Here is a 12,278-nt window from a genome sequence, read left to right as displayed (position 1 = left end):
GGGCGCGGCAATCGGCGACTTGAATCTCGTTCTGTGGCGATGGGGTCACGCTGCCCCATCCAGGCTCGAGCTGATCGTAGCCAGGGCCAAATGCCGGAGTTTGCCCCCGGCATGCTGATGAAAGTCACGTTTGCGGCAAAACGCAAACACTTTTGGCCGGTATCTTCCCTCTGCCGACCTAGGTCTGAAGACAGTTAAGCCGAGCGGTAGTCGAGCGGCGCCGCAGAGGTCGGCGTGAACTTGCGATTAGGTCTGAATTTTAGAATCAAGGAGGAAGTATTAGCGCTTCCTTATCGAGAGACTTGTACTTGCTACGCACGTAGATGAGCAAGCAGGCGGGAAGTTGATCCCACTCGGCCGGATAGCGCTTCTTTTCGGGGTCCGACAATTCCGGGCGGACAAGAGCGGCAATGTCGCAACCATCGTTGCCTTTTCCTTGCCTATCGTCGTGGGTGGTGCGGAGCTGGGGGTGGAGACGTCCTATTGGTACTATTCGAGCCTGAAGCTGCAGGCGTATCGCCTGCAAGTCCTCTTCCAGAATAGGCCTTACCATCAGTACTCATGTTTGTTGCGCATGATGCATCTATGCGCAATTTAATCACACCTACGCGCAATTTTCCAGTCTATGCGCAACTATGGTTGCGCGAAGGCCATTTTACCTGCGCGGAACCAGCCGGGACCAGCCAGGCTGGTGGCCAGGCAAGTTGACGAGTTCACCGTTGGGACGGCTGTTGCCGGTGTAAAAAACCACGGCGCCGAGCAGCATGGCGTTGACGGCCAGCGTCCAGACCATCGCAGGAACGCGAAAGATGGCGACACCGATGGCGTTCAAAAGCCCGACCGCCATGCCGAGGCACAGGCCCAGCGGAATTGCCAGGCTGGCGACCAGGGGATTGGAGCTGCCGGAGGCCGAGATGACGACAATCGCCGTTCCGGGTGATGGTCCAGGGCACCGAAAGGTCGATCTCGCCGAGCAGGATCACCATCATCGCCCCGGTGGCGATGATGCCGAGAAAGGCGGCGATCTGAAGCTGCTGCAGGATATAGCCGGGCTTCAGGAAGCCGGGATACAACAGGAAGCCGCCCAGAAGCAGAGCGACGCAGCCCAGGGCGATCAGCAGGACCGACACGCGGTCCCGGTTGAGCCAGCGGGAGGATTTGCCGGACGTAGCGGTTTGCTCGGTTGCATCAGTCAGCAGCGTACGGCTCAAGCCGGCTGCGCACCCGGAAAACGCCGAGCGCGCCGAGTGCAATTGCGGTTGCGAGGATCAATCCCTCGAAGAACGGTTGCGTCAATGGCGGCAGCCCGGAGAAGAACATCAGTGACGAGATGGTCTTCAGGATCAAAGCGCCGATCACGGCGCCGATAGGGCTGCCCACGCCACCGCTTAGCGCGACGCCGCCCAACACGACGGCGGCGATCGAGTTCAGCGTGTAGGACGGCCCGATATTTGGATCGCGTGACCATGCTGACATAGATGCCGGCAAGGGCCGCGATGAAGCCGCTGTTGGCATAGGCGAAGAGCTTGAGCCGGTTCACGCGAAGGCCGGTCATATAGCCCGACTGCTCGGACGACCCGACGCCATAGAGGCCGAGTCCGACGGCCGTGCGGCGCAGAGGGACCAGCAATGCGACGACGACGACAAGAACGATCGCCGAGACCGGGGTGCCCGCCACCGCATAGGTGAGCGCGTCCGACATCGTCTCATCGATGCCCCCAGGCGTTGGCCTCAGAAGCAGGGCGCTGAATGCTTCTTGACTCTTCTTTCGCCCGGTCGCACGATTAATTGGTATAAAAGGTGCGCCAGAATGCGGGCTGTGTCCATTCGCCATCGCAAGCTCTACGAGGATGTGGCGCATCACCTCGAAGAGATGATCCGTGACGGCGAGTTCGCCGAATCCGGGCGGCTGCCCTCCGAACGAGAACTGATGCGGCATTTCGGCGTCGGGCGTCCCTCGATCCGCGAGGCGCTGTTCCATCTGCGCAAAATGGGACTGGTCGACATCCGTTCGGGGGAACGGGCCAGGGTGACGCGTCCGACGCCCCAATTCGTGATCGATGCCCTGGCGAGCACTGCCCGTCACATGATCGCCGCTCCGCGCGGCGTCCATGATTTTCAGGACGCGCGCGTCTTCTTCGAGGCCGGCCTGGCTCGTCATGCAGCGCTTCATGCGACCGAAGAAGATATCGCGAATTTCAGGGAGGCGCTGGAAGTCAACCGTAAGTCGATCGGCGATCTCAAACTGTTTGAGCGTACCGACGTCGCCTTCCACTATGTCCTAGCGCTGGTGCCGCGCAATCCGATCTTCACGGCGATCCACGCCGCGCTGGCGGAGTGGCTCCTGGAACAACGCCAGACAACGCTCGCGCCGGGCGAGGACCAGAAGGCGTACGACGCGCACGTCCTGATCTTCGAGGCGGTCGCGGCCGGCGATCCAGACCGGTCTGAAGCAGCTATGCGTGCGCATCTCGACTATGTGGTTCGCCGCTATACCGATGTGGTCGAGGGGCGCAGATGAGCGGCTACGCGATCATCGTCGATTTCGTCCTGGTTCCTGGAAAGCAGGCCGAGTTTCGTCGACTGGTCGATGAAAACGCGCGGAGTTCCTCGAATTCGGAGCACGGCTGCAGGCATTTCGACGTCCTCGAGAGCAGGGGACAGGCAGACCGCATCTTCCTCTACGAGGTCTACGACGACCGGGCCGCATTCGAAGCGCATGTGCAGTCCCCGCATTTCAGCAAATTCGACCGCGAAACCGCGCACCTGGTCACCAACAAGTCCGTGATCCACTGCGACCTCGTCTACAGGGGGCGTCGGCCGGACGACAATTGAAAGGATGTGTGTCTCGGGAGGTCGGGACACAAAGGAGGAGAACGACATGACAGAACAGGGCCTGAAGGCAATGGCCGCTACCCGGCAGGCAAAGCTCGGACATTTCATCGTCGAATTCGCCACACCCGGCATCGGGCACATTCTGAAATCGGCGGGCTGCGATTTCGTCCTGTTCGACCTGGAGCACTCCGGCTTCGGGTTTGAGACCGTCAAGAGTGCGATGCGCTATTTCGAGGCGGCGCAATTGCCGGCGATCGTGCGCGTACCCTCCAGGGAATATCACCACATCGCGCGCGCCATGGACATGGGCGCGGAAGGCCTGATGCTTCCCATGGTCGGCAACGTCGAGGAAGTGCGCCATATCCTCGATTCCATGAAATACCAGCCGGCGGGCAAGCGGGGTGTGGCATTGCAGGTGGCCCACGACCGCTATCGTCCCGGCACCGTCGCCGACAAATTCGTCGCCGCCAACAAGCGCACGACCCTGTTCTGCCAGATCGAAACGGCGGAAGGCGTGGAGAATGCAGACGCCATGGCGGCCATCGACGGGGTCGATTGCCTGTGGGTTGGGCATTTCGACCTTTCGGTCTCGCTCGGCATACCGGGCGAGTTCGATCACCCGAAGTTCAAGGCGGCGATCGACAAGACGATCGCGGCCTCGAAGAAGCACAACAAGGCGCTCGGTCGCCTCGTACCGACCGTGGAACTCGGCGTCGACCTCTACGGCCAGGGCTTCGATTTCGTCTGCTACTCCGGCGACGTCTGGGTGCTGCACGATGCTCTCGCCGCTGCCATCGGCAAGCTGCGCGCAGGATGCCGGTCGGCCGACAGGGCCTGAGGGAGGACGGCATGGCCAGCATGTTCCGCGTGGCGCTCTCCGGCGATTTCAGACAGGCCGACGGTTCGCCGACCTACCCGGATTTTGACCTGACGCCGCTCAAGGCCGCGCCCGGCGTGGAGATGGAGTTCATCAAACCGATCAACCCGATCCGTGCCGAGCAACTGGAAGATTTCGACGCACTAATTCTGCTGGCGCACCGTTTCGGACCGGAAAGCGTTCCGAAAAGCGGGCGCCTGGCGGTAGTCGCCCGCTTCGGCGTCGGCTACGACACCGTCGATACGGAAGCATGCACGAAAGCGGGCATCGCGCTCGTCATAACCCCCGACGGCGTGCGCAGGCCGGTGGCGGTCTCGATCGTCACCCTCATGTTGGCGTTGACCGGAAAGGTCATGGTCAAGGACAAGCTCACGCGCGAGGCTGCCACGGGATACGCGCGCAGATCCGAGCACATGGGCGTCGGGCTGGTCGGGCGCACATTCGCTTCGCTCGGCATTGGCAATATCGGCGCCGAGGTGTTTCGGCTGCTGAAGCCGTTCGACATGAAATTCATCGCACACGATCCTTACGCCGACGGCAAGACGGCCGCTGAACTTGGTATTGAGTTGGTGGGTCTCGAGGAGTTGTTCCGCCGCGCCGACGTGCTGTCCGTGAGCGTGCCGCTCTCTTCCGAAACGCATCACATTGTGAACGCTGAGCGGCTCGCGCTGATGAAGCCGGACGCCTACCTCATCAACACTTCGCGCGGGCCTACGGTGGACCAGAAGGCGCTGACGAAGGTGCTGCAGGATCGCGGCATCGCAGGCGCGGGGCTCGACGTCCTCGAAAAGGAGCCGCCGGACGCGGACGACCCGATCCTCAAGCTGGACAACGTCTTGCTCGCTCCCCACGCGCTCTGCTGGACGGACCAGTGCTTCGCCGGCAACGGCGCGGCCGACGTCGCGGCCGTCCTTGAAGTGCAGCATGGGCGGGTCCCGCGCGGCGTCGTCAACAGGGAGGTCCTCGAGACCGCCACATGGAAAGAACGCCTGGCTGCGCTCGGCCGGCAATTCGGCGGATAGGGGGCTATTTCGAGATTAGGGTGCTGGCGCCTCGCCAACGGAAACCGGCAGGGCGCGGATTGACGGGAGAAGGCTCTACCGGAGCGCCCACGGGATGAGCGGAAGGAAGAGGACGCGGTCGCGGCTGGCGCGACCCCGTCCCGTTGGGAGGAGTAACGAGAATGAACGATCGAGAAAGACGTGACTTCGAAGCAGGCTTGTCTGCCGAGATCGACTCTTGGCTACGTGGCGAGCCGACACGCAGGACCTTCATAACGAAGTTCGGCCAGGCAATCGGGATGCTGCCGCTTGCAGGCGGCATGCTCGGGGCGGCGACGGAATGGGCGCTGGCCCAGGCGAAGGTGGATCTTGCCGATCCGTCTACCCCGCTGGGCAAGGCGCAGGCAGCGGCGATGAAAGCATCGACGGAGGGACCGGCCGACGGCTCCGCGTACCGGGCCGTCAAGGCGGCCAAGCAATATTCCGGCGTCACCTTGAACATGACCTACGAGGCGGGTCTGCAGGCGCTCGATCCCCGCAATTTTTCCGGACCTGTATGGGAGCAGTTCACGGGGATTAAGTCAAACGTCGTGGAGCTTTCGCACCCGGATCAATATTCGAAGCCGATCGCGGAGCATATCGCCAATTCGGGCGCCTACGACATACTGGACATCGAGCCCGCATGGACGCCGTCGCTGGCCGATGGCGGTGTTATCGCACCGCTCGACGATTACATCGCCAAGTACATGAACAAGGATGATTTCAACGACTATCATCCGCTCTACAAGGCGCTGCCTACCTACAAGGGAAAAATCTGGGGCTTCTTCGACGACGGCGACATGTTCGCGCTCTACTACCGCAAAGATGTGTTCGACGACGCCAAGCTGAAGGACGCATACCAGAAGAAATTCAACAAGCCGTTGGAAGTGCCGAAGACGTGGGAGGATTACGCCCAGGTGGCGCAGTTCATCACCGACAACATGGCGCCCAAAATCTATGGCGCTGGCCATTTCCGCAAAGCCGGCAGTCCGGGCAACCAGTACGACTTCCTGCAGCAGTTCCGGGCCAACAGCGGCGTTTTCTTCGACGACAAGATGCGCGCGCAGCTCAATTCGCCTGCCGGTATCAAAACGCTCGAGAACATGATCGCGGCCAACAAGGCGTCGATCCCCGGCAACAACGAGATGGATGCCGTCTCGCTGTGGGCGGCATTCCTGCAGGGTAAGGTGGCGATGATCTATTCGTGGCCGCCGACCGGCCGGATGTGCGCCAACTATTCGCAAAGCGCCAAGGCGATAAACTTCATTCCGCAATCCACCATCGCCGGGAAGGTCGGCTATGCCATCGTCCCGGGCGGGCATCCCGAGCACGCTACCGGCTACTGCAAAGCGCTGTCGTCTGATTCGCAGAACGCCGAGGCGGCGTATCTCTTCATGCAATGGGCATGCTCGCCGCCGGTGTCGCTGGCGCGCGTAATGCTTCCCTATTCGCTGCGCGATCCTTACCGGCTGTCGCATTTCAAGTCGCCCGAATATCGGGCGCTCTGGCCGGAGGCCAAGGAGTATCTGATCAACCTCAACAATTCGGCCAATGTGGGCCTGCTCGACATGATCATGCCCGGTTGGCAGGACTACGCGCTTTCCCTTGACCGGATGTGCACGGCGGTTTGGGCCGGTACGGACCCGAAATCGGCGCTTCAGACCGCCGCCGCCGAGTGGGATACGACGACCGACCGGCTCGGCGCCGATTCCCAGAAGGCGTTCTATGAGGAATACAAGAAGCTGCCGGGCTCCTCCGCCGACCATACCGTCGAAACCATGGGCATGGCGGTCAAGCTGGACTGATCACCGGCCGATCTGTCCCTGTGCCGGCGCCTCGCTCAGGCACAGGGCTGATGTCTTGTAAACCAGAGCGCCAGGGGATTGCCACAGATGTGCCGATGGGGAGGGTGAAGTCTTGATGTCTTCGATCGCCGGAGAAGATAGAAGGATCGGCGGCGAGCTGCCGCCCCTTTCGCGTTTTTCGGATTGGTGTGACCGCAATTTCAAATGGCTGCTGGTGGCGCCGGCGGTTGTCCTCATCGTGGCACTTTCGGTCTATCCGCTGCTGTTCTCGCTGTGGGTAAGTTTCGTGAACTACGATTTCCAGATACCCGGCCACGCCTTTGTCGGGTTCAGGAATTTCGAACAGGTCATCAACGATCCCGTGGCCAGATGGTCTCTGGTCCTGACCGCCATCCTGTCGGCGGCGAACGTCGTAATCGAATTCCTGCTCGGGCTGGCGCTGGCACTGGCGATGGTCCGCGACTTCCCGGGGCGGGGGCTTGTGATGTCGGTGATCATCGTGCCCCTTTTCATCAGTCCCGTGATCGTCGGCCAGGCCTGGGCGCTTCTCCTGCAGCGGCCCTTCGGGCCCACGGACTACGTTCTGGGCAAGATTGTCGGACACGACGTCACAATCAGTTGGCTGTCGCACAGTCCATGGATCTACTTTTCCCTGATCATCGCCGACGTATGGCAGTGGACGCCGTTCATGTTCGTAATCCTGCTTGCGGGACTGACCGCGATACCGCCCAACCTATACGAGGCAGCCGAGCTTGACGGTGTCGGCGCCTGGCAGGCTTTCTGGTCGATTACACTGCCGTACCTCCGGCCAATGATCCTTCTGGCCGTCACCTTCCGCCTCCTCGACTCGATCAAGCTGTTTGACACGATCTTCATCATGACCGGCGGCGGCCCCGGGACGAAAACCTATACCGGTTCCTTCTATCTCTACACGATTGGGTTCACCCAATTCCATCTTTCGCAGGCGACAGCGGGAAGCTGGATTTTCCTGGTGCTGACTGCGATCATGGTGGGTTTCCTGGTGCGCCGGCTGTTAAGAGCGGAGGCGGAATGACGGGACAGAGCTTCAAAAGGGCGCGCCGGCGCCTGCACCTGCCGATCGGCCGTATCCTCCTCATCGGCGGTTTCCTGATTTTCGTGCTGGTGCCGCTCTACTGGATGTTCGTGACGTCGATAAAGCCCAGCGACGACTATCTTGCAGTGCCCCCCGTGTGGTTCCCGAGCGAACCGACGACCGTCCACTACACGGCCGCGCTGTTTGCCTACCGCGGCCTCAAGGGCCTGACAAACAGCCTGATAATATCGCTGTCGGCGACGGTACTTTCCGCCTTCTTTGGCACCCTGATGGCGTATAGCCTTGCCCGCTTCAATACAGGCGGCGCCCATTTGTCGTTCTGGGTGCTGTCGCAGCGCTTCCTGCCGCCCGTCGCCGTCGTGCTCCCGATCTTCCTCATTTACCGCAACGTCGGGCTGCACGACACGCATATCGGGCTGATCATCGCCTATACGGTATTCACGCTCCCGGTCTCGGTCTGGATGATGTTCGCCTATTTCCGGCAGATGCCCAGATCCATGGAGGATGCGGCACTCGTTGACGGCTGCACGCGCTGGCAGGCCTTCTGGCAGGTAGCGGTGCCATTGGCGGCGCCCGGCATCGTTGCGGCCGCCGTCTTCGCCTTCATCGCATGCTGGACGGAATTCTTCTTCGCGCTGGTTCTGACGAGCCGCTACGCGTTCACCCTGCCCACGGTATTCCGCGCGTTCCTGGGCTTCCAGGGTGCGCAATATGGCGAGGCAAGCGCGCTCGCCATCGTCTCGCTCGTTCCCTCGATCGTGCTCGGCGTGCTCGCCCAGCGCCATCTGGTGCGCGGCCTGACGCTGGGCGCCGTGCGCGGATGAGACGGACCGACGGAGTGACTTGAGAATGGCGCGAGTGAAAATAAGCGGGTTGCACAAGCGGTTTGGAAGCTTCCATGCCGTACGCGGCATCGACCTGGACATTGAAGACGGCGAATTCACCGTCCTGGTTGGGCCTTCGGGCTGCGGCAAGAGCACGCTTCTCAGGATGATCGCCGGGCTCGAACCGGCGAGCCGGGGCGACATCTGGATCGGCAATGAAATCGTCAACAACATGCGCCCCCGCGACCGCGACGTCGCCATGGTCTTCCAGGACTACGCGCTCTATCCGCACATGTCCGTGGAACGAAACATCGGCTTCGGCCTGAAGGCGCGCAGGCTTCCGCCGGCGGAGATCGCCGGGCGCGTCCGCCGTGCGGCGGAAATGCTCGGCATCACGCAATTGCTGGACCGCCTGCCCCGCCAGCTCTCGGGCGGCCAAAGACAGCGCGTCGCCATCGGCCGGGCGATCGTGCGCAACCCGCGCATATTCCTGTTCGATGAGCCGCTGTCGAACCTGGACGCTCAGTTGCGCGACGAGATGCGCAGCGAAATCAAGAGACTGCATCAGGAAATCTCGACAACGATGATCTATGTGACGCATGACCAGATCGAGGCGATGACCCTCGCAGACCGGATCGTACTGATGCGCGACGGCCTCATCGAGCAGCAGGGAAAGCCACTCGACCTGTTCGAGCGGCCGGCCAGCCGCTTCGTGGCAGGGTTCCTGGGTTCGCCCCAGATGTCGTTCGTGCCGGGCAACCTCGCCGAAGCGGACAGCAAATGGAGCATCAGGTTGGCCGATGGAAGCATGACGTTGCCGCTTCCAGCTGCAAGGGCCCCGCGCGGGGCAGGCGACGGCCAGCCGGTCCTGCTTGGCCTGAGGCCTGAACATCTGACACGTTCCCGGGGAGGCGCGGCAGAAGGAACTGTGCGTCATGATGCGGCAATCGAACTGCTGCAACCGACCGGCTCGCGCAGCTACGCGACGTTCCGGCTGGGCGGCCACCTGGTGATGGCGGAGTTGCAAGCGCACGACGTCAGCCGGCCGGGGCAGGTCGTCCCCATCGAAATCAACATGAATCGGGCCTCGATCTTCGACGAGCGATCCGAAAAGGCGCTTTGAAGGAGGTCCGGATGGTTTCGCGAGCGGTCAGGCTTTGCGGTACAGAAAGCGTCGACGCCCCGATGCAGACGCTGAGGGCCGGCGCTCTCTCGGTGGAATTCGACAACGGAGCATTACGCTACATCAAGATCGGCGAGACCGAGGTCATCAGGGCGATCGCATTCCTGGTGCGCGACGAGAATTGGGGGACCTTCACGCCTGTGGTCGAGGATTTGAAGCTGGATCAGACGGCAGAGGAGTTTTCCGTGACCTATCGGGCGACCTGTTCCGATGCGGCGCGCACCCTTGTCTGTGACGCGCGCATAAGGGGCGGCGCGGACGGTTCGCTTTCCTTCGAAGTCAGTGCCGAACCGAAAACGGACGTCGAAACCAACCGGACAGGTTTCATCCTTCTTCATCCCCTCAAGGGCGTGGCGGGCAAGGCGGTGAAGGTGCTGCACGTTGACGGGCGCGAGGAGGCGTCGACATTTCCCGAAGCAATCGATCCGATGTGCCCGTTTCAGGATATACGCGCGCTTTCCCACGAGATCACGCCCGGGGTCTGGGCTACCTGCACGATGGAAGGCGACACGTTCGAGATGGAGGACCAGCGCAATTGGTCCGACGCTTCGTACAAAACCTACGTTCGCCCTCTTTCCCGACCATGGCCTTATGTATTGAAAAAGGGACACTCGATTAAACAGGCCGTTCGCCTCGTCATTTCCGGCACACTGCCTCCGGCTGCCGATAGAGCCGCGACCAGGCCGGTAAGGATCGACATCGGGAAAGTATCGGGTAAATTCCCGGATATGGGGCTCGGCGTCCCGACGGAGGAGGCGGCGCACGCGCTCGAACGGGTCGACCTGCTCAGGCGACTCGATCCCAAATGGCTTATCTGCCAGGTGGATCTGAGGGACAACAAAGGAAACCGGGAACTCGACGCCTATCGGCAGCTTGCCGAGGCTACGGGCGCCGATGTCGCCCTCGAGATCGTTACCTCCGGCGGACCAAGGCCTTTGGATGAACTGAAAACGCTGGCCAAGGCAGTCGACCAGGCGAGATTGACACCGAACGCCGTCGCGTTGTTTCCGGCCCAGGACATGAAATCCGTCCTTCCTGGCTCGAAATGGCCGGAAATGCCCAGTTTTAAGGAAATCTATGGCGCCGCGCGGGAAGCGTTCCCCGGCGCGAAGCTTGGCGGCGGCATGGCAACCTATTTCACCGAGTTGAACCGCAAGCGGCCGCCCGCCGATCTCATCGACTACGTGACCCACACGACCTGCCCCAACGTTCATGCGGCCGACGACCGTTCGGTCATGGAAACGATCGAAACCCTGCCCTACCAAATCCTGTCGACACGATCCTTCATGGGTGACCGGATCGAGTACCGGATTGGTCCGAGCCAGCTTGGCTGCCGAGAGAACCCTTACGGCAAGTCGACCGCCGCCAATTCCGACAACAGGCGCGTGTGTCTCAGTCGCATCGACCCGAGACAGCGCGGCCTGTTCAACGCAGCGTGGATGGTCGCCTATGCCGCAGCTGTGGCGCAAGGCGGCGTCGATGCGATTGCTTTTGGAGCTCCGACCGGTCCCTTCGGCCACATCTATCGGCGAGCCGAGTTTGTCCAGCCTTATTTTGATACACTGAACCGGCCTGCGGTCTATCCCAGTTTTCATGTGTTTGCGGGGTTGTCGCAATGCTCCGGAGCAGATCTTCTCGATATGCGGTTCTCGGACAGGGGGAGGTTGGCGGCCTTGGCGGTCAGGGATGTCGCGGACACGGTGGTGCTTTGGGTGGCGAATCTGACCGCCGACGAGATAGTCGCGGAAATCCCCGCAATAGCGGGGAGGAGCGCCAGTATTATCGAGTTGAAAGCTGATGCCTTTGAACGTCTCTCATCGACGCCCGATTTTCTCGAATCCGAAGCCGAGATTTCAGGCGCCAAGCTGGCGCTTGACGCCTACGCAGTTATTCGGGTCAAGGTCTATTGAGTTCGGCGAGAGACGCCAATTAGCTTCCGGTCTAGACTGCAATTGAATTGTCCAGGAAGCAAAGGAATTTCAAACATTGGAGCAGGCTTACCGCTGAGGGCGGAGAACCGGAGATATAGAAAAGTAGTCTCCTGATCTGACAATTCGCTATGCGTCAACGTGTATGTCCTCGACTGCAAGGGCGGCTGCTGCCGAAAGCGTGCGTTTGGCAGAATCTACAGCACTGAGGGCCCCCTTCACCTCTTGGTAAGTGCCAACTTTATCTTAGTTTCATTCTGCTCAGTGGCAGGAAAAGAATTCGCTAATCTAAACGGTCAACGTAGACGTCAAAACTATTCAGCTGCTTCTGGCTTCGCTCGACAAGCGACAGCAGTTCCTCTTTCCCCGAAGAGACCATGAGGGCAGCCAGCAACTGAGCCACGGCAAGTGCCGGAAGCACCGAGGGGAAAGCGACGCCGAGGCGTTCGTGCTGATAAGGCATGCGCCGGGTTTTGCCATTACCGGCGCCTGAGGCGGCGAGGGCCAGGTCGAGTGCTCAACGGAGCGTCGCCTCCGATCTCGGGAAGGGTGGGCCGCAGCCGCCTGGGCTTTAGCCGCTATAAGATTCCCGCACGCACGTTGTAGGCAATCTTGTTCAATTGCCTACAACGACCCTAAGAGCGGAAGGAAGTGGAGCGTGCAGTCAAGGTCTCTCTGTTCGTCAGCATGCTCTTGCTGCGTGACGTTGGT

At 61.2% G+C, this 12,278-nt stretch carries 12 protein-coding genes; 9 read left to right on the top strand and 3 right to left on the bottom strand.

What is annotated here, in order from left to right; genetic code table 11:
• Positions 1 to 713: 713 nt before the first annotated feature.
• Together P9272_RS35050 and P9272_RS35045 are read right to left on the bottom strand one after the other, a co-directional pair.
• On the bottom strand, positions 714 to 1,211 hold the full coding sequence (locus P9272_RS35050; RefSeq protein WP_278164745.1) for a hypothetical protein: 498 nt from the start codon (positions 1,209 to 1,211) through the stop codon (positions 714 to 716).
• Positions 1,208 to 1,702, bottom strand: a complete 495-nt coding sequence (locus P9272_RS35045) for a hypothetical protein (RefSeq protein WP_278164743.1) — start codon at positions 1,700 to 1,702, stop codon at positions 1,208 to 1,210. Before P9272_RS35045 ends, P9272_RS35050 begins: the two co-directional genes overlap by 4 nt.
• Positions 1,703 to 1,810: 108 nt before the next feature.
• Between P9272_RS35045 and nanR the strand changes: the two genes are divergently transcribed.
• The 9 genes from nanR (at position 1,811) to P9272_RS35000 (ending at position 11,549) form a co-directional block, all read left to right on the top strand.
• Entirely contained in the window at positions 1,811 to 2,521 is a 711-nt protein-coding gene (nanR, locus tag P9272_RS35040; RefSeq protein ID WP_278164741.1) for a transcriptional regulator NanR, read from the top strand.
• A complete protein-coding gene (locus P9272_RS35035; protein WP_278164739.1) occupies positions 2,518 to 2,835 on the top strand; it encodes a putative quinol monooxygenase in 318 nt (105 codons plus the stop codon). The genes nanR and P9272_RS35035 overlap by 4 nt, the downstream gene beginning before the upstream one ends.
• 46 nt (positions 2,836 to 2,881) lie before the next feature.
• Positions 2,882 to 3,673 (top strand): aldolase/citrate lyase family protein, encoded by a 792-nt coding sequence (locus P9272_RS35030; protein WP_278164736.1) that lies wholly within the window; start codon positions 2,882 to 2,884, stop codon positions 3,671 to 3,673.
• 11 nt (positions 3,674 to 3,684) lie between these two features.
• The gene (locus tag P9272_RS35025) at positions 3,685 to 4,734 is read left to right on the top strand and encodes an NAD(P)-dependent oxidoreductase (protein WP_278164733.1); all 1,050 of its coding nucleotides are present in this window, start codon (positions 3,685 to 3,687) and stop codon (positions 4,732 to 4,734) included.
• Between the two features lie 161 nt (positions 4,735 to 4,895).
• Positions 4,896 to 6,557 carry an extracellular solute-binding protein gene (locus tag P9272_RS35020; RefSeq protein WP_278164731.1) on the top strand — a complete coding sequence of 554 codons (1,662 nt, stop codon included), beginning with the start codon at positions 4,896 to 4,898 and terminating at the stop codon, positions 6,555 to 6,557.
• A 115-nt stretch (positions 6,558 to 6,672) separates the two neighbouring features.
• Positions 6,673 to 7,611 carry a sugar ABC transporter permease gene (locus tag P9272_RS35015; RefSeq protein WP_278164729.1) on the top strand — a complete coding sequence of 313 codons (939 nt, stop codon included), beginning with the start codon at positions 6,673 to 6,675 and terminating at the stop codon, positions 7,609 to 7,611.
• Entirely contained in the window at positions 7,608 to 8,456 is an 849-nt protein-coding gene (locus P9272_RS35010; protein WP_278164727.1) for a carbohydrate ABC transporter permease, read from the top strand. The genes P9272_RS35015 and P9272_RS35010 overlap by 4 nt, the downstream gene beginning before the upstream one ends.
• A 25-nt stretch (positions 8,457 to 8,481) precedes the next feature.
• A complete protein-coding gene (locus P9272_RS35005; RefSeq protein ID WP_278164725.1) occupies positions 8,482 to 9,579 on the top strand; it encodes an ABC transporter ATP-binding protein in 1,098 nt (365 codons plus the stop codon).
• Positions 9,580 to 9,746: 167 nt separating this feature from the next.
• Positions 9,747 to 11,549, top strand: coding sequence for a hypothetical protein (locus P9272_RS35000; RefSeq protein WP_278164723.1), 1,803 nt, complete (start codon positions 9,747 to 9,749; stop codon positions 11,547 to 11,549).
• A 301-nt stretch (positions 11,550 to 11,850) separates the two neighbouring features.
• Here P9272_RS35000 and P9272_RS34995 read toward each other — a convergent pair whose 3' ends face one another.
• Positions 11,851 to 12,030 carry a hypothetical protein gene (locus tag P9272_RS34995; RefSeq protein WP_278164721.1) on the bottom strand — a complete coding sequence of 60 codons (180 nt, stop codon included), beginning with the start codon at positions 12,028 to 12,030 and terminating at the stop codon, positions 11,851 to 11,853.
• Positions 12,031 to 12,278 lie beyond the last annotated feature (248 nt).

This window comes from Mesorhizobium sp. WSM4976 (genome assembly GCF_029625685.1).
Taxonomy (GTDB): domain Bacteria; phylum Pseudomonadota; class Alphaproteobacteria; order Rhizobiales; family Rhizobiaceae; genus Mesorhizobium.
This window is presented reverse-complemented; position numbering and strand designations above follow the sequence as displayed.